Below are 16504 nucleotides of genomic sequence, written 5' to 3'. Positions count from 1 at the left end.
CGTCACTTGCGCCAACGATGGCCGGAGATTACCCTCCGTTTTCCTATACATAACGGTGGACCACTTCAGTGGGAGAAAATTATTCTCCCGCTTCACGGATCAGAGATCCAGCACCAGTGTTCCTTTTCCCCTAGAGACACAAAGCATCAACTTTGATTTCCGCTTCTGAGGTGTCAACACGACATCGCGATGCTGAACCTTTCCCTCGAGATACTTGCATTCGCAGGTGCCGCAGACACCGGTCTCGCAGGTGGACTGGATAGCAAGACCGTTCTCGTTCAGAACCGAGAGCAGGCTCCTGTCCGCCGGTACTTCGAACTCCTTGCCAGTTGACGCGATTACGACGTCAAATGGCTCGGGCTGGAAATCGCCGTCCTCAAGAGCTGTGAAACGTTCCATGTGGAGGCGTTCTTCCGGCCAGTTGGCGTGCAGCGCCGCATCCTCGGCGGCCGAAATCAGTTTAAGTGGACCGCAGACATAAAGTTCGGAATTCCCTTCAGCAGAAAGGAGCGTTGCTACGTCCAGCCGGGTCCCCTCCTCTGAAATCCAACGACGGAGCTTTGCCCCGCAGATCTCCTCGAGTTCCGTGACGAGCGGTGCTGTTTCCCGGCTTCGCATGCAATAATGGAGAACAAAGTCCTTGCCTGTTTCCACAAGCTGACGGACCATCGGCACGAACGGCGTGATGCCTATCCCACCTGCGACGAGAACGTGACGCCCCCTTTCCGGATCGAAATCGAAATGGTTCCTTGGCGCGGAGACGTGAAGTCCCAATCCTGCAACTGCATTGTCGTGAAGCCATGCCGATCCACCGCGGCTGTCCGCTTCCCGCTTTACTGCGATCGTGTAAACTGACCTGTCCTTCGGGTCACCGCACAGCGAGTACTGCCGGACTGAACCGTCTGGCAGATGCACGTCGACATGTGCACCCGCGCTCCACGCCGGGAGCTCCGGCCGTCGTGGGTGCAAGAAGTTTATAACAATAACATCCCGTGTTTCGGTCCGCACATCGCGGACCGAGAGTTTCATTATCAAGCGGTCTGCCATGGGATCAGTCCATTAGCTCGATTTCGTCGCCTGGGCGGATGGTCCCCCCTTTTTCGATGCCGCAGTTCAGGCCCGAGCGGTTGTAGAGCGGAAGGAAAACTGGGGAATCTAGCAAGTTTTCCAGGTATTTGCACGGAAAGTTCAGTCGCCCGCCGCGCAGGATAACCTCTCCGACGCGGAACCTGCGCCCAACCAGATGGTTAAGCGGTACACCGCGCACGGTCAGGTTTCGTCGGTGATCGATAGGTTTCAGTTCGATGGGACCTTCCTGAAGTGGCGGGTCGTTCCGTGCTATCGCATCAAGTGCTTCCTGCTCGATCAACGTCACTTCGCGCACATCCGGACGGGGCGAATAGGTGCCTGTGCCGAGATAGTACCTGTCTCCAACGATGCCGCGGCCAGGAACGCATTCCGCCTCGGGGAGTTCCTCCATTTCGAAACTTGCCATCGGCGCGATATGGATGTGCAGCAACACGCCCTTCCAGTCGGTCGTGCCGCCTTCGGTTTCAAGGGCGGCTTTTGCCGCCGGGTGGTCGAAGGCTGCGGTCATTTCGGGTATCTGGTCTGTCATGGCTCAAACTCAACGCGTACGAATGGCGACGGCTTCGATTTCAACGAGTGCGTCTTTGGGAAGACGAGCGACTTCGATGGCCGAACGAGCTGGCGGTTCGCTTGGAAAAGCCTCCGCATAAACCGCGTTCATTGCTGCAAAATCATTCATGTCTTTCAGAAAGACCGTTGTCTTGACGACGCCTCCCATGCTGGCACCGGCAGCTTCCAAAACGGTTTTCAGGTTCGCCAGTGATGCCTTTGTCTGCGCAGCAACACCCTCGGGAAAGGAGCCCGTTTCGGTATCGACCGGGAGTTGCCCGGAGACGAAGACGAGATTTTCCAAAGCAATGCCCGGAGACAGAGGCACGCCGGGAGCTGTCAGAGACGGTGGTGCGATTACAGTACGGGACATGAGTTTCCTCTCTTGACGTTGTTAGGGTTGTCCGATGTCTGGCTCAGTAGCCGAGGTAGTTCGGTAGCCAGAGAACGAGTGCGGGGAACAGCAGGCACAGAACCAGTCCGGTGAGCTGCAGAAGCGTGAAGGGAATAACGCCCTTGTAGATGTCGCCGAGCGACAGATACCCCTGCCCAGCCTGACGTAGATAGAAGAGCGCGGGGCCGAAAGGCGGCGTCAGGTAGGAAGTCTGCAGATTGACCGCGACGGCAATTGCGAACCAGAGCAGCAGATGGTCTGTAGGAACCGCGCTGCCGAGGTCCAGCGACATGACGATCGGGCGAAACACCGGCAAGATGATCAGCGTGATTTCAAGCCAGTCGAAGAAGAAACCCAAAAGGAAGATGATCGCCATAAGCAGGATCAGAAGCGTCCAGTCATGGAGGTCCAGAACCTCGATCACGTGGATGATAGCGTCGTCTCCACCAAGTTCGCGGAAGACGTAGGAAAACAGCGTCGCACCGCAGAAAATGCCGAAGATCATGGCGTTGGTGAGTGCGGTTCCGCGGACAACGTCCCGGAGCAGGCTCAGGCTGAAGGTTCGGTTGTAGACCGCTAGCAGTGTCGCGCCAAAAGCCCCGACACCGGCCGCTTCCGTTGGCGTTGCAAGTCCGCCGATGATCGAGCCCAGAACCATCACTACGAGAAGCGTGGGGGGCAGGAAGCCCCGCAGGATGAGCCCCAACAAGGGCCGGTCGTCATCAGCGTCGCTCTGCTCAAGCTTTGGCATGCGCTCGGGCTTGGTCATTGCCATGAAGACGAGGTAGACGAGGTAGAGACCGGAAAGGACGAGGCCCGGGATGACGGCCCCGGCAAAAAGATCACCGACCGGCACGGCCAGCATGTCGCCCATGATCACAAGCATGATTGACGGGGGAATGAGGATGCCAAGTGTGCCAGACGCGGAAATGACGCCTGCGGTGATTTTCTTGTCGTAGTCCCGATCCATCATGACCGGAAGGGCCAGAAGCGACAGCATGACCACCGAGGCGCCGACGATGCCGGTGGTTGCCGCCATGATCGTCCCCATTAGAACGACCGCCAGGGCCAGTCCGCCCGGTACCCTACGGAGAAGAACTGACAGGATTTCCAGAAGATGGCGGGCAACGCCGCTGCGTTCAAGCATGATGCCCATGAAGATGAACATGGGGATCGCGACAAGTACCAGGTTTTCTGCGATGGAGCCCCAGATGCGGCTGACGATCAGGAAGAGTTGCATCGGGTGGAACATGTCAAACATGCCGCCGACGACAGTGAACATCAGGCCGACACCGGCAAGGCAGAATGCCACCGGATAGCCTGTGAACAGGATGAAGATGAGGATGCCCATCATTGTCAGAGGAAGCACAGTCTCGAATGCGGTCACAGCCCCACCTCGTCGTAATGGGTATTCGGTCCCGGTTTCCGTTTGGCGCCAAGAAGCGTTGCCAGACTGTCCGCAACGACACCGAGCGCAGCAAGGAACAGCGTGAAGAAGCCGATCAGGAGGGACGTCTTGATGATCCAGCGGTACGGAAGTCCTGTCTGAGTGGCGGACCCCTCGCTGAGGAGAAACGACCGTTCGACAAAGGTCCAGCCGAAGTAGAGTACGATCACGCAGAATGGCACCAGAAAAAGGGCCGCGCCGAGAAACTCGATCGCCGCGGCGGCTTTCAGGCCGAAGCGCTCAAGCAGGACGTCGATCCTGACATGCTCACCTTCGACATAGGCATATCCGAGGGACAGCAGAAACAGGGCGGCATGAAAGTGCCTCTCCAGATCCTGAAGCTTCGTGGATCCGAGAACCACGAAGCGGCGGGTGATCACGTCGAGGACGACGGTCAGGATCAAAAGCACGATGAGCCATGCAGAGACCTGACCGATACGCCGCGCGACCGCCTTGAGAAAATGGGCAGAAGCCAGAAGTGCGGTCATTTTTTCTTACTTCAGGTACCCGATTTCGCGCCAGGTCGAATATTCTTCCCGGAACGTGGCGAAGCTCTCGTAGGCTCGTGCGAAGTCGGGGTCGGCCGCAACCTGTTCGGCAATAACCTCATCTACAGCGCCCTTCAGCTTCGCAAGATCCTCATTGGACCACTTGTGAATCTGGACGCCCTTTTCCTGAAGCTCCTTGAGGGCGGGAATCTGGATGGCCTCGCCTTCCGCGATTCCATAGCGGACGTTGTCACCACAGACAGCTTCGATCTGCGCCTGCTGGGTCTCGCTGAGCGCGTCCCACTTGTCCTTGTTCATCATCAGATCGAAGAAGGTCGACTGCTGATGCCATCCGGGGAAATAGTAATGTTTGGCGATCTGGTAAAAACCCATTTTCAGGTCGATTGCCGGCTGGACGAATTCCAGGCCGTCGATCACTCCACGATCAAGCGCCGGATAGACATCGGGAGCTGCCAGTAGTTGGGCGGAGACGCCAAACTTGCCGAGCGCCTTGGCGCCGAGGCCGAAGAAGCGCAGCTTCATGCCTTTGAGGTCGTCGACGCTCTTGACCTCTTCGCGAAACCAGCCGGAGCCCTCTGGTGCCAGCATGCCGCACATCACCGATTTGATTCCGTATTTGCCGTAGATCTCGTCGAAGATCTCCTTGCCGCCACCGAAATAGAACCATGCCATGTATTCCGGAGCCGACGGGCCGAACGGCAGCGCGGCGAATACCTGCAGCGCCGGCACCTTGCCACCCCAGAAGCCTGGCGTGGAAAATGCCGCATCCACCGCCCCGAGCGAGACAGCATCGAAGGTTTCCAGTGGCGGCACCAGTGCATTGGGTTCGTAGAAGCGCAGCTCGATTTTGCCGCCGGAGACTACAGCGATCTTTTCCTCAAGGCGCTTGCCGAGTGTTCCGAGTTGCGGCAGGGAGCTTGAGAACGTCCCTGCCATCTTCCATTTGACCGGAGCATCTTGCGCAAATGCGGTGGATGCCAGCGGCAGAACCGACGCAACGCTCAAGGCTGTCGCGCAGAGCAGATTGGTGAGTTTCATAATGGTCCCCTTCTGTTGTATGAAGTGGATGATAGACAACGTTGCCTAAAAGGCAATTATGCAGCATGCGCGAAATATGTGCGGAAGTGATGAAAAAATAAACATTATAGATAGGTGGGCGATGAAATCCGCTGATCTAACTATGGACGAAACCAGGCGTTTTGCCTATAAGGCAAAAAAACAACGTTGATTCATGGCAACGCTGGATTGCGTGACTGTTTGATCAGGTAATGGATGACGGCGCTTGCGGGCGCTACAGTCAGTTGACGGGAGAGATTTGAGATGAACAATTCGCCAGAACTGGGAGGTTGGTGAACATGGCACTCAAGGGTACGGCCCGCAAAATGGACTTTCCGGCAGGCGTCAGCCTGGGTCGGGCGATCCGTGCCATGCGGACCGAGAAAGACATGTCTCTGTCGCAACTCGCACTGGCAGCATCTCTCGACAAGGGTTATCTCTCTCGCGTCGAGCGTGGCCTCAAGATTCCGTCGGTCGCCATCATCCTGCGTATCTCAACGGTTCTGGAAGTGTCCGCTGCACAGCTTTTCGGCGCCGCCGAGAACCATGATCTGCTTTTCGTCACCCGTGCGGAAGACGCCAACGAGCTTACCGCCGACGACGGTAACTATGTCATGCGCCTTCTGACCCAGAGCGACACGAGTTCCGGTCTCGAGGTTTTCCTCATGTATCCGCCGGTCGAGCTCGCCGACGAGCCGGACGCCGAACATAGGGGCGAGGAACTGCTCTTCGTCGTCTCAGGCAAGGTTGAGATCCGCTTCCCGGACCAGAATCTTGTCCTCGGCAAGGGCGATTCCGTCCAGTTTCCCGGCCCCCTTCGCCATCAGGTGAGGCGGCTTGAGGAAAACAGCTGTGTGCTAATTGCCGTGAGCGGGTCCTAAATGACTGACCTCAAGGTTCATCTGCAGTCAGAGCCAATTTTCGGCGGATTTTAACACAACACGATTTTCCGATCACACCGGTATGAACTGTCCACGCTTCTATACCGATACGCAAAAGCAGATGCGTTCGGCCTCTGGAAGGACGACACCGCTCAATTGAACGCCTGAAATCAGTCCAAAACCGGCCCTCGCTAACCGACCCATACAAGTTGCGGTACCCCTTGAGGACTGGATGATACCGGAGATCACCCGGCGGTCGCCGACACGGCGTGCGCCGCCATTGTTCTTCGGCAAAAGTGGCTCAATCATCGCCCATTGGTCATCTTACGGCCATGACAGGCGCCCCATCGACTCCGTTCACGTGCGCGGGCGCATGGTCAGCCAGATCAGGAAGTAGATGTAAGCAAACACAGTGATGTTCAGAATTGTATCGGTAAATGATCCGCTCATTTTGGTACCTCGCGGAGGAGCGACTTGAGCAGACAAATAACCAAAACTGGCACGATGAAAACAAAGGCGATGGCCGACAGAGCTATAATTGATCGCACCAGACCGATATCTCCGACCAGAACCATTGCAAGGCCGAGGGCCCCCAGTATGGCTCCCCAGATCGTCCGTATTTTAGGGGAAGGGTTGTCACTGCCACCGGTCGCGATCATCGCGAGTGTGAAACCAGCGCTTACGACACTTGTAACTACAAAAAGAAATGCGGCCACGATCGTTGCGCTTTGAGTTACCAAATCAAACGGAAAACCTTGAAGTAATGCGAATGTCGTAGCGTCGAGGTTTTGCCGGTTGATCTCGCTTAGACGACCATCACCTTGAAGTTCATCAAAGAATCCAAGTCCACCGAAAATACCAAACCAGAATACCGAAAAAATCGTTGGAACGACGATGACACCCAACAAGAACTCTCGAATCGTCCGACCGCGGGATATCCGTGCGATAAATATGCCGACGAACGGCGACCATGCCAGCCACCAAATCATGTAGTTGAGTGTCCAGCCCTGATACCAATCGACGATTTGTCTATCGAAAAATTCCGCCGTTGTGAAACCCTTCTCAAGAACGTTGAACAAGTAATGGCCAAAGCCGCTGACAACCGAATTCATCAAGTAAGACGTGGGGCCGAATATCAGAAGAAAAAGCATAAGCGCTATCGCGATGGTCATTGCCAAGTTCGATAGTTTTGCCATCCCTTCGCCGAGGTTCCGTCGCAAGGGAACAGAAAACGCAAGGCACATCGTAATAAAAACCGGCGCTGTCAGGACGGCTGGGTTTTCAATTCCTATCAGATTGGCAATCCCGGTCTGGATCTGAAAGACGCCCATCGCAAGCGACCCAGCCAGACCGACCGCAATTGCGATGATCGACATTAAGTCAAACACCCAACCCAGTAACTGTGCCCATTTTGCCTCTCCGATAGCATCTTTTATTGGAGCGCTGAGCAAAAGGGGCTGGCCCCTTCGAAAAGCAAAATAAGCAATCAGCAACCCAACCACACCGTATATTGCCCAAGCATGGAAACCCCAATTTAGATAGGTAACAAACAATGCGTGACTGGCGGCTTGCGCTGGGGCGTAATAAGTCTGAAGGGTGTCGAAATGAGTGAGCGGTTCTGCTGCTCCATAAAATAGCAGGCCAACGCCCATCCCGGCAGCAAAAAGCATTGCGATCCAGGCCGATGTGGAAAATTCTGGCCGAGCATCATCGGGTCCAAGTCGTACGGATCCGAATCGGGAAAACGCCAGGAAGATTGCGACAAACAGGAGACCGCTCGTCTCCAGCATTATCAGCCAGCCCCTACTGTTAAATTGGATTTTGACGGCAGCTGAAGCGATCACCCCCAGGCCGTTTGGATCAAATATTCCCCAAATGGCTACTGAAGCACTGATAATGAGGGCCACGATCAAAAGTGGATTTAAAACCAAGTCACCTAGTCCACCAACTTGCGTGGGGTAAGAAATGCTATCGCCTTGCTCAGCGCGTCATTCTGATTTTCGTGAAGCCAGGCTGTCAGATACAAATCTGACAGAATAATTGCTCCAAGAATTTCAAGAACAATGCTATCTGAACGCAAATGCCTAACCTATTCAAGCTACATTTGATGAATGGTCCGTCAAGCTTTCAGAGACCCGATGAATTCATGCATCGAAATTGGGCGACTGAATAGCCAACCTTGAGCGAATTGTACGCCGCGTTCCAGGAACATTGCTGCCAAGTCCCCATAGCTCAGCGGATAACGCAAGTACTAGGAGGTTGCCTGGATGATCAGCCATGCCTCAAACTGTCTGCCTTTGAAGTCATCCTTCGGTTGGCGTTTCAGTTTTTCAACGATGGCGCTCAGAGTCATGACGCAGAACTCCAATTTCTGGAGCGCCCTTTCAAAAGCCAAATCTCAAGGCGTGGTTAACGCGAAAAACTTTACGACAGGCCCGCCATACTGGCTCGTTCATGACCGTGTTACAGCCGGTACATTAGTTCGATTGCTGGCCAGTTTCCCCGCCTTTTTTTATGATACGTACGCAGTATGGCAGCAGAATCCCCGAATGCCGCTGAAGATCCGGCTGACTGTGGATGCGCTAGCCGCGGCATTGCCGTCATTCATGCTCCCGCCGGGAAGATGACGTACGGCGATCAGCCAAAGCCTTCGCGGGCGCAGAGGTGGTATCACGATTGCCTCGAAGCCATCGTGCAGCGTGATGTTCGCCGTTATTCGTGCCGTCTACGACTAGATCGAATTCCGAAAGCATTGCGATTGTCGAAAGAGCGGTTCTATTGAACTTGTTGGGTGTGGCGAGCAACAGTTTTTCGCTCGCAGCGATCATGGCTGCTTTCTTCACCGCGATCTTTGAGAGGTCGAAATCCATCACGCGGCCTTTCGCGTCGACGCCCGAACAAGCAATGAGGGCGTAGTCAATACGAAGACCGTTAAGCTCCATTACAATCTCTTCGCCGACCAGCGAGCCATCCTTACCAGCCATACGGCCACCCAGTACGGTTACATGATGCCGTTTCGGATCAAATGCGAGAGCTGCTCGTATGCTGTTGGTGAACACCGTCAGGCCATTGCTGTTGTTCAATCGCCTAGCCGTAAATTCCGCCGTTGTGCCAACATCCAGAAAGAGGCTTGCGCCGTCTGAAATCAATTTAGCGGCTTCTTCGGCAACCGATTCTTTGTCGGCCACGCTCAGGTGCTCTTTACGGCTGTGATCCAGTCTCAAGGTCTCGGAACGGCCTATTGCGCCGGCGCCGCCGTGAAAGCGCTGCAAGTGACCTGCCTCCGACAGGAAAATGATGTCGCGCCGCACGGTTTGGGTTGAGACGTCGAATTCCTCCGCGAGCCGCTCGATGGTGACGAAGCCTCGCTTTTCCGTCGTCTCCAGAATGCGCTTCTGGCGGGCGCTCAGTTCCGAGAGAGGTGGTTTGAGTGTCATAAAAGAATCATGTCTCAAAAGTATCGATGTAAATTATCTTACACTAACTAACGAAAGACGCCAATGTCCGCACTGCAACTTTTCCTCTCAGGTAATGATATCTATAGCGATTTTGGGTGTCTGGACCCTTGGAGTTGGACTTGGGCTGTTGGTGATCTGCCTTCTGATGCGAAGCCAATTACCTCGGTTGATGCGCTGCTCACACTAAATAAGAGCCAGACCATGCGCAAATTTCCGGTTGGCGTCATTGGCCCGCGTGAGGCGACCGATGAGCAACTCGGTGCGGCCAAAGAAGTTGGCGCCGCTCTGGCTAACCTGGGTCTTACCATGATCTGCGGGGGTAAATCGGGCGTCATGACTGCTGCTGCAGAAGGGTGCCTCAAGGCTGGCGGTCTTTCCGTTGGCCTTATTCCGGACCATGAGTGGCGCGCGGCAAATCCTTTCATTGCCCTCCCCATTGCAACTGGTCTCAGTGAGGCTCGCAACATGGTCATCGCCAAATCCAGTGAAGTGCTTATCGCCATTGGCGGGTCATATGGAACCCTTTCGGAAGTTGCTTATGGCCTTCATTTTTCAAAGCCTGTGATCGGGCTTTGCGGCGCTGCTCAGGTCGATGGTGTTGAATTGGTTGAAACGCCTTCCGATGCCATTGAGCGGGTCGGATCTCACTTATTCAACCGTGTGCGAATGTCATAAAACTTACATCGACTCGCATCTATATGTGAATAAATCTACAAGAGTGATGAAGTAAACCATGACCCGCTCTCCAGTGCTCGAGTTACGCGGTTTATCCCGCCAGTTCGGACAAGCAACAGTCTTGAATGACATCGACATCACCATTCCCGAGGGGAGCTTTACCGCGCTGCTTGGTGCCTCAGGTTGCGGCAAGTCGACCACGTTGCGGATTATGGCCGGGCTCGATCGTCCGACTTGCGGCAAGGTCTTGCTCAATGGTGAGGATGTCGCCGGCAAGACCGCCCACGAACGCAACGTGGCCATGGTGTTCCAGTCTTATGCACTTTACCCGCATTTAACCGTGTTTCAGAACATGGCGCTGCCTCTCACCATGCGCAACTTGTCGGCGTTTGGTCGTATGCCACTCATTGGTGGTCTGGCCCCTGGTCGTGCGAAAGCCAGAAACCTGATCCAGGACAAGGTCTCTGAGGCCGCTAACGTGCTCGGCCTCACCGATCTCCTCAATCGCAAGCCATCAAGCTTGTCAGGCGGCCAAAAGCAGCGGGTTGCCCTCGGTCGGGCCATGGTGCGTGATCCGGTCCTGTTTCTGCTCGACGAGCCGCTCTCCAATCTCGACGCCCGGTTGCGGGTCAAGATGCGTGCTGAATTGGTTGCATTGCACAAGCGAACCGGCAAACCCTTTGTCTATGTGACCCACGATCAGTCCGAAGCTATGGCCATGGCCGACCAGATCGTCGTCATGATTGGCGGCAAGGTTGCCCAAACCGGGTCGCCCCGTGATCTCTATGATCGGCCGGCCTCCCAGGATGTGGCGACCTTCATCGGCCACAATGCAATCAACCTGTTTCTGCCTGGTGACGGAATGCATAGCCTGCACCCGGCTGCGGATAGGGCGGTGATAGGTCTTCGTCCGGAACATCTGTCACCGGCGGCGAATGGTGCCCTCGAAACCAGGCTGGAGACCGCGGAATATCTCGGTTCGGAAATCATTCTTGGGCTTCGCTCTGAAAACGGTACGGAAATCCGGGCCATCGCCTCCGGCGATTATTCTATCCCGGCGCCCGGGTCTGCGATCCGCCTCGGCTTCGAACCAGGTCAGCTGCATCTTTTCGATCGACAGAACGGAAATCGGATCGAGGTGACTTTATGAGACGCCTCTCGATTACCAGCCGAGAGGCTCTGACCGATCTTTGGCTCGCTGGTCCGGCGACACTCGTGATGGTGCTGTTCATCTTCCTGCCGGTTGCCATCGTCGCGGTCCTTTCCTTTACCGACTATCAGTTCGGCGCGCCGAGCTTTGCATGGATCGGTCTGGAGAATTATTCCAAGCTGTTCGGTTCGACGCTCGGACGGCGGGCGATTGCCAACACTCTGATTTATGTCGCGGTTGTCATTCCGCTCTCGGTCGGCTTTGGACTTGCCGTTGCGCTCGGTCTGCATCGCATGATGGCCTGGGCTCCATGGCTTTCCCAGATGCTGCGCACGATCTACTTTCTACCGGTCGCCGCCACCCTGGTCGCCATGTCCGTTGCCTGGCAGATGGTGCTTCATCCCTCCCTCGGGGTCGTCAACCAGACCCTTGCGACTTTTGGCGGTACACCTCAAGACTGGCTAAGCGACCGGGGGCTGGTGCTCTACACGCTGGCCGCCATCGGCATCTGGCAGACGGTCGGTTACAACATGGTTCTGTTCCTGGCAGGACTGGTGGCCATTCCACCGGAGCTCTACGACGCCGCCGAGGTCGATGGTGCTGGTCATGGTTGGTCCAGGTTCTGGACCGTGACCTGGCCGATGCTCGGACCGACAACCCTATTCGTAATGGTGGTGACGGCGACCAATGCCTTCCGAGTCTTCGAGACAGTCGCGACCTTGACCAAGGGGGGGCCCGCTTTCGCCTCCGACACGCTCGTCTATGCGCTCTACCGGGAAGGCTTCGTCTACTTCAAGGCTGGATACGCGAGTGCCATCACCATAGTGTTCTTCGCCTTCCTTCTGGTTTTGACTCTGGCGCAATTCCGTATCGTCGAAAAGAGGGTGCATTACCGATGATCCGCTCCTTCTTTAGCCGTGCGCTCTCCACATTGCTTCTTTTCGCAGGCGCTGCAGTTATTCTCCTGCCGTTCGTGTGGATGTTGTCGCTGGCCTTCAAGCCGCGTGACGAGATCTTCAGCCCAAATATCCATCTCCTGCCGTCGCGGCTTGAGTGGAACAACTTCGTCGTTGCCCTGACCGAAACCGACGTGCCCTTGTTTCTCTGGAACGGTTTCGTTGTGGTCGCCGGTATTCTGGCCTTCCAGATTCTCTTCGCAGTGCCGTGCTCCTTTGCGCTTGCCCAACGCCGGTTCAAGGGACGAACACTCGTGTTCGGTCTGGTGCTAGCTGCTCTGCTGGTCCCGTTTCATGTTACGGCGATCCCGATCTTTCTCGGCTTTGCCAAGGTCGGCATTCTCAACTCCTACACCGCATTGATCTTGCCCTTCGTGCCGACCGCTTTCGGTATCTTCCTGTTCCGGCAATTCTTCTCTCAATTGCCGTCGGACCTCTTTGATGCCGCCCGTGTGGACGGCCTGAGCGAAACCGCGATCGTCTGGCGTATCGCTTTCCCACTCGCTCTGCCTGCTGCAACCGCATTCGCGATTTTCTCCGTTACTGCACATTGGAACGACCTGTTCTGGCCTTTGATCGCAACGACCGATCCGTATCTGGCAACTCCTCCGCGCGGTATCCTCTACTTCCGTGATCAGGAATCCGGTGACGACGTCGGGCCACTCATGGCTGCCGCTGTCATCATAACTGCGCCGCTCGTTCTCGCGTTCCTGCTGGCGCAACGCAAATTCACCCAAGGTCTCGCTGCAGGGGGGCTGAAGGGCTGAAGCCATAATTGACGATAGGCGCGGAGCCAACCGTGCGTCTTCCCCATTCAATTTGGAGTCATGAATTATGAGAAATACACTTCTCGCTGCGGCCTTCGCGCTGACAGCGACCGCAGCACAAGCACAAGAAACAGAAATTCGCGTCCACTACGCAATCCCGACAATTTGGGCAGACACCCAGAAGGCGCTTGCGGACGCTTTCATGGAGAAGCACCCGGAAATCAAGATCACTCTTGATGGTCCGGCCGAAAGCTATGCCGACGGTGTTCAGCGCCTTTTGCGCGAATCTGTTGCCGGCACTGCACCAGACGTGGCCTACGTGGGTCTCAACCGTTGGCGGATCCTGGAAGACCGCGATTTGACCCAGCCGCTCGACGGCTTTATCGGCAACAGTCCGTCAGACCAAGGCTACACGCCGGCGCTCCTTTCGCTTGGCAGCTTTGAAGGCAAGCAGCACGCGCTAGCAACATCCGCATCCACCCTGGTCATGTACGTGAACCCGAACCTGGTCGAACAGGCTGGTGGATCTATGGACAATTTTCCGACCACCTTTGACGGTGTGATCGAGCTGGCGGCCAAGATCGATGCGCTCGGGGACAACATCGATGGCGTTTGGATAGACCGGCACGACTGGCGCTACCAGTCGCTGCTTGGCTCTTTTGGCGGGCGCCCGATGAACGAGGAGGAGACGGATATCACCTTCGATAGCGAACAAGGCATCGAGGTCGCAGCCCTCTACCAGCGCTTCGCCAAGGAAGCCGGTATGAAGTCCTATTCCGACAAGGATGCCCGCCAGGCGCTTCCGGCCGGAACACTCGGAATCATGTTCGAGAGTTCCTCCTTGCAGACCCGCTTCGAGGAAGGTGCCGGCGATGCGTTCGAGTTGACCGTCAAGCCGCTCCCGATCGCGACGTCTGACAAGGAGAAAGTCTACTTCCCAACCGGCGGTTCCGGCATCGTCATGCTGACTAGCGACGAGGAAAAGCAAAAGGCTGCTTGGGAATACATTTCCTTCGTCACCAGCCCGGAAGGCCAGAAGATCATCGTGGAAACCACTGGCTACGCCCCGGCGAACGCCAAGGTGGTTGAGGACAAGAGCTATCTTGGCGCGTTTTATGAAAAGGACCCGAATGCGCTGGTCGCTCACACCCAGATCGCTAACTATGCCGGTCCTTGGTATGCCTATCCGGGACCGGAAGGTGTTGCTGCGACCGATCTGATCGCTGCCTCTCTTGTCGAAATCACCGAAGGCGCCGATGCGGAGAAGACTATGAAGGATCTTGCTAAGACGCTGCGTATTCAGCTCGGCATGAAATGAGTCTTGGCTCGCTAATCAAGTCAACACCCCCAATTGCCGGGGGTGTTGACCTGGGCGTGATGATGTAGACGCCCAAGCAACACTCATATGACTTTTCCCACCTTGGCAAGAGCGCCGGTTCGCGCCGAGCGTTCGATTGCATCGATGAGGTAGTGAACTCTTAAGGCTTCACGGCCTGTGATCCGAGGAGCGCGCCCACCCTTCACCGCGTCTACGAACTCTGCGATCAGTTCACGGTGCCAATCGCAGGGGAAATCCATCGGATCGCTGCTTCCGCCAGTCGCAGCGAGATCGCCAACAGTCTCCGACCGGCCATCATGCCAATGGACCGTGAGTTCGCCGGCCCGAAGCCTCATTGATGCCCTATCGCAATCCAATTCGAGGGTTTCGCTGTCTCCGGGGAAAGCGGCGGTCGTAGCGACGACCGATCCGACGGCGCCATTTTCAAAGCGCAGACCGGCAGTCGCGAAGTCTTCTGCCTCCATAGAATGCAGGTTCGTGGTACTGGTCATCGCCGTCACTTCCGACACCGGGCCTGTCAGGCTTAACATCAGGTCTAACGTGTGGATCGCCTGAGTTAGGAGCACGCCGCCGCCATCGGTGTCATAAGTCCCGCGCCCCGGCTGGTCGTAATAAGACTGATTCCGCCACCATGGTACGGTGACACGGACCATCTGCAACCTGCCTGCTGTGCCCCCGTCAACGAGTTTGCCAAGAGCAACAGCGCCAGCTCGGAAACGGTGTTGTAGCACTATTCCCAATGTCGCATTTGACATTTCACACGCTTCAACTAGAGCAACAGCGCGACCAAGATCCCGCTCGACCGGCTTTTCCATCAGGATTGCTTTTCCAGCCTGGGCCAGTCGCGTTACGAGTTCCATACGGGCATTGGGAGGCGTGAGAACGATGGCAGCATCAGTATCGCTAGCGGCGATTTCTTCCAGACTGTTAAAGGAAGGCCACCCCCAGGACGCAGCAACCTGCTTCCTCCGCACCTCGTTTCTGGCGTAAACGCCTGTAACAGTAACGCTGGAGGAAAGTTGCTTCAACGCCGCAAAATGTGGTTTTGAGGCCATGCCAACACCGATCACGGCTACTTTGATGGGCTCTTCATTCATTGCTGTTTTCCATATGCATTGCCAAACCTGCAGGTTGTGTCAGGATCAAAACAGTTCATAGCAGCTCCACTCCAAGTCCCGCCACAACGCTCCGCAGTTGCGCCAGATCCCTAAGCCGGAGTATGAGCGGAAAACCGGGCTGCTGGTCGCGTTTATGGTCATCTGCTATCGCTTGTCCGTAGTCCGATCGCATCGGAATATACCGATCTTTTCTACGTTCGAACTTTCGGTGCTTCCTCGTTTATTACTGCTCCGATGGCTTAAGTCGCAATATTTGTTGACCTCGTTGCGGCTCGTAACGACCGCATCATGGCACTTCACGCGCCGGGGCAGGAGGCCGCCCACCTCATCAGGCTCACCCATACGCTTTGGGAGCGCGCGCACTCTAAAGGTGCATTGCGATCGGGGCGGTAAAGACCGCGAGGATGGATGTGCTTTCGAAACAGATGCCCGCCCGCCTGTCTTTCTGGCGCTCGACCAGACCGAGCAGCAACATACTTGTCATCATCTGCCCGCCCGCAAGCCAGAAATAATCATGGCCTGAAACCGCGTGATGAATCGACCCGTCCCGGTAAACGACATCCGAAAGAGTGAGGAACACGGTGTCGAAGTTTTTGCGTGCATGAAGTGGAGCGGCATCCGCAACACCGCCTGTGTCAGAGAACAAACGACGGCTGGCAGGTTCCGCAAGTCGTGGGAAACTAGGGGTTTTCGGGTTGTCATTGGAACGAAACGGCTAGCCCGTGCTTTCAAGCGCAAGTGGGCTTTTTTGCCCGTCACCCAAGTGCAAGCGGTGAGGAATGGCGAGATCCATCACGACGTTCACTCCGGAGCGGACCAGCACCCGCCATTCTTGAGGAGTGGATCCGAGACCGAGAAGCCCGCGGTTGTCGCCGCCTGGCGCTTGGTTTCGGTTGAGCGGCCTCATCCTGTCGCTGCTCGCACTGACCTTTGTGCTCAATTACTGATCCGCACGACGACTGCGCACCGGACCAAAACGGGAGAGACATCATGTCCAGCCATATGTCCGACCAGATCGCCGGCATTCTGGAGGACGACACTCGGCCTGCACGGGAGCGCATTAACGAACTGAATAAGCAGAGTTCGCAAAATTTTCCATCATCCATTTGAATCCGT

17 protein-coding genes and 2 pseudogenes are annotated in these 16504 nt (G+C 56.0%); 7 read left to right on the top strand and 12 right to left on the bottom strand.

Annotated features, from left to right (window positions below):
• Positions 1–99: 99 nt before the first annotated feature.
• From Q666_RS43495 to Q666_RS43470, 6 genes are all read right to left on the bottom strand, one after another.
• On the bottom strand, positions 100–915 hold the full coding sequence (locus Q666_RS43495; RefSeq protein ID WP_200863783.1) for a PDR/VanB family oxidoreductase: 816 nt from the start codon (positions 913–915) through the stop codon (positions 100–102).
• A 136-nt stretch (positions 916–1051) separates the two neighbouring features.
• The gene (locus Q666_RS43490) at positions 1052–1618 is read right to left on the bottom strand and encodes an MOSC domain-containing protein (RefSeq protein ID WP_023001236.1); all 567 of its coding nucleotides are present in this window, start codon (positions 1616–1618) and stop codon (positions 1052–1054) included.
• Between the two features lie 9 nt (positions 1619–1627).
• On the bottom strand, positions 1628–2011 hold the full coding sequence (locus Q666_RS43485; protein ID WP_031269419.1) for a Rid family detoxifying hydrolase: 384 nt from the start codon (positions 2009–2011) through the stop codon (positions 1628–1630).
• A gap of 43 nt (positions 2012–2054) precedes the next feature.
• Positions 2055–3419: a TRAP transporter large permease subunit gene (locus Q666_RS43480; RefSeq protein ID WP_286133823.1), complete on the bottom strand. Its 1365-nt coding sequence runs from the start codon at positions 3417–3419 to the stop codon at positions 2055–2057.
• Entirely contained in the window at positions 3416–3967 is a 552-nt protein-coding gene (locus tag Q666_RS43475) for a TRAP transporter small permease subunit (RefSeq protein WP_023001239.1), read from the bottom strand. Before Q666_RS43475 ends, Q666_RS43480 begins: the two co-directional genes overlap by 4 nt.
• A gap of 6 nt (positions 3968–3973) precedes the next feature.
• Positions 3974–5026, bottom strand: coding sequence for a TRAP transporter substrate-binding protein (locus Q666_RS43470; RefSeq protein ID WP_023001240.1), 1053 nt, complete (start codon positions 5024–5026; stop codon positions 3974–3976).
• Between the two features lie 317 nt (positions 5027–5343).
• Here Q666_RS43470 and Q666_RS43465 point away from each other — a divergent pair, with 317 nt between their 5' ends.
• Positions 5344–5925 (top strand): XRE family transcriptional regulator, encoded by a 582-nt coding sequence (locus tag Q666_RS43465; protein ID WP_023001241.1) that lies wholly within the window; start codon positions 5344–5346, stop codon positions 5923–5925.
• 231 nt (positions 5926–6156) lie between these two features.
• Here Q666_RS43465 and Q666_RS66700 read toward each other — a convergent pair.
• The 3 genes and pseudogenes from Q666_RS66700 to Q666_RS65470 all read right to left on the bottom strand — a co-directional run.
• Positions 6157–6234 (bottom strand): annotated as a pseudogene (locus tag Q666_RS66700) (IS5/IS1182 family transposase); the annotation flags it as partial.
• A 137-nt stretch (positions 6235–6371) separates the two neighbouring features.
• Positions 6372–7856, bottom strand: coding sequence for a BCCT family transporter (locus Q666_RS43460; protein ID WP_023001243.1), 1485 nt, complete (start codon positions 7854–7856; stop codon positions 6372–6374).
• A gap of 257 nt (positions 7857–8113) precedes the next feature.
• Positions 8114–8251: pseudogene (locus Q666_RS65470) on the bottom strand (IS6 family transposase); the annotation flags it as partial.
• On the opposite strand from Q666_RS65470, the gene Q666_RS66695 reads away from it, so the two are divergent.
• Positions 8193–8552, top strand: a complete 360-nt coding sequence (locus Q666_RS66695; RefSeq protein ID WP_286133826.1) for a hypothetical protein — start codon at positions 8193–8195, stop codon at positions 8550–8552. The pseudogene Q666_RS65470 and the gene Q666_RS66695 overlap by 59 nt on opposite strands.
• On the opposite strand, the gene Q666_RS0133055 is transcribed toward Q666_RS66695, so the two are convergent.
• Positions 8526–9362 carry a DeoR/GlpR family DNA-binding transcription regulator gene (locus Q666_RS0133055; protein ID WP_023001245.1) on the bottom strand — a complete coding sequence of 279 codons (837 nt, stop codon included), beginning with the start codon at positions 9360–9362 and terminating at the stop codon, positions 8526–8528. The genes Q666_RS66695 and Q666_RS0133055 overlap by 27 nt on opposite strands.
• A 63-nt stretch (positions 9363–9425) precedes the next feature.
• Here Q666_RS0133055 and Q666_RS43455 point away from each other — a divergent pair, with 63 nt between their 5' ends.
• The 5 genes from Q666_RS43455 to Q666_RS43435 all read left to right on the top strand — a co-directional run bounded on the left by Q666_RS43455 (position 9426) and on the right by Q666_RS43435 (position 14249).
• Complete coding sequence (locus Q666_RS43455; protein WP_035908005.1) at positions 9426–10058, top strand: TIGR00725 family protein; 633 nt, start codon at positions 9426–9428, stop codon at positions 10056–10058.
• Positions 10059–10116: 58 nt separating this feature from the next.
• A complete protein-coding gene (locus Q666_RS43450) occupies positions 10117–11208 on the top strand; it encodes an ABC transporter ATP-binding protein (protein ID WP_031269425.1) in 1092 nt (363 codons plus the stop codon).
• On the top strand, positions 11205–12107 hold the full coding sequence (locus Q666_RS43445; RefSeq protein ID WP_023001248.1) for a sugar ABC transporter permease: 903 nt from the start codon (positions 11205–11207) through the stop codon (positions 12105–12107). Before Q666_RS43450 ends, Q666_RS43445 begins: the two co-directional genes overlap by 4 nt.
• Positions 12104–12931, top strand: coding sequence for a carbohydrate ABC transporter permease (locus Q666_RS43440; RefSeq protein WP_023001249.1), 828 nt, complete (start codon positions 12104–12106; stop codon positions 12929–12931). The genes Q666_RS43445 and Q666_RS43440 overlap by 4 nt, the downstream gene beginning before the upstream one ends.
• A 67-nt stretch (positions 12932–12998) precedes the next feature.
• Positions 12999–14249, top strand: a complete 1251-nt coding sequence (locus Q666_RS43435) for an ABC transporter substrate-binding protein (protein WP_023001250.1) — start codon at positions 12999–13001, stop codon at positions 14247–14249.
• A gap of 83 nt (positions 14250–14332) precedes the next feature.
• Here the strand turns inward: Q666_RS43435 and Q666_RS43430 are convergent, their stop codons facing one another.
• Together Q666_RS43430 and Q666_RS43425 are read right to left on the bottom strand one after the other, a co-directional pair.
• Positions 14333–15367 carry a Gfo/Idh/MocA family oxidoreductase gene (locus tag Q666_RS43430; protein WP_023001251.1) on the bottom strand — a complete coding sequence of 345 codons (1035 nt, stop codon included), beginning with the start codon at positions 15365–15367 and terminating at the stop codon, positions 14333–14335.
• 385 nt (positions 15368–15752) lie between these two features.
• Positions 15753–16034, bottom strand: a complete 282-nt coding sequence (locus tag Q666_RS43425; protein WP_023001253.1) for a hypothetical protein — start codon at positions 16032–16034, stop codon at positions 15753–15755.
• Positions 16035–16504 lie beyond the last annotated feature (470 nt).

Source organism: Labrenzia sp. C1B70 (assembly GCF_000475395.1).
Taxonomy (GTDB): domain Bacteria; phylum Pseudomonadota; class Alphaproteobacteria; order Rhizobiales; family Stappiaceae; genus Roseibium; species Roseibium algicola.
This window is presented reverse-complemented; position numbering and strand designations above follow the sequence as displayed.

What these genes read in the sequence shown, in the direction of transcription:
- Q666_RS43450 (WP_031269425.1), top strand. Translation starts at nt 10,117, where the DNA reads ATGACCCGCTCTCCAGTGCTCGAGTTACGCGGTTTATCCCGCCAGTTC.
- Q666_RS43455 (WP_035908005.1), top strand. Translation starts at nt 9,426, where the DNA reads ATGTCCGCACTGCAACTTTTCCTCTCAGGTAATGATATCTATAGCGAT.
- Q666_RS43475 (WP_023001239.1), bottom strand. Translation starts at nt 3,967, where the DNA reads ATGACCGCACTTCTGGCTTCTGCCCATTTTCTCAAGGCGGTCGCGCGG.
- Q666_RS43430 (WP_023001251.1), bottom strand. Translation starts at nt 15,367, where the DNA reads ATGAATGAAGAGCCCATCAAAGTAGCCGTGATCGGTGTTGGCATGGCC.
- Q666_RS43485 (WP_031269419.1), bottom strand. Translation starts at nt 2,011, where the DNA reads ATGTCCCGTACTGTAATCGCACCACCGTCTCTGACAGCTCCCGGCGTG.
- Q666_RS66695 (WP_286133826.1), top strand. Translation starts at nt 8,193, where the DNA reads ATGATCAGCCATGCCTCAAACTGTCTGCCTTTGAAGTCATCCTTCGGT.
- Q666_RS43490 (WP_023001236.1), bottom strand. Translation starts at nt 1,618, where the DNA reads ATGACAGACCAGATACCCGAAATGACCGCAGCCTTCGACCACCCGGCG.
- Q666_RS0133055 (WP_023001245.1), bottom strand. Translation starts at nt 9,362, where the DNA reads ATGACACTCAAACCACCTCTCTCGGAACTGAGCGCCCGCCAGAAGCGC.
- Q666_RS43470 (WP_023001240.1), bottom strand. Translation starts at nt 5,026, where the DNA reads ATGAAACTCACCAATCTGCTCTGCGCGACAGCCTTGAGCGTTGCGTCG.
- Q666_RS43465 (WP_023001241.1), top strand. Translation starts at nt 5,344, where the DNA reads ATGGCACTCAAGGGTACGGCCCGCAAAATGGACTTTCCGGCAGGCGTC.
- Q666_RS43445 (WP_023001248.1), top strand. Translation starts at nt 11,205, where the DNA reads ATGAGACGCCTCTCGATTACCAGCCGAGAGGCTCTGACCGATCTTTGG.
- Q666_RS43435 (WP_023001250.1), top strand. Translation starts at nt 12,999, where the DNA reads ATGAGAAATACACTTCTCGCTGCGGCCTTCGCGCTGACAGCGACCGCA.
- Q666_RS43440 (WP_023001249.1), top strand. Translation starts at nt 12,104, where the DNA reads ATGATCCGCTCCTTCTTTAGCCGTGCGCTCTCCACATTGCTTCTTTTC.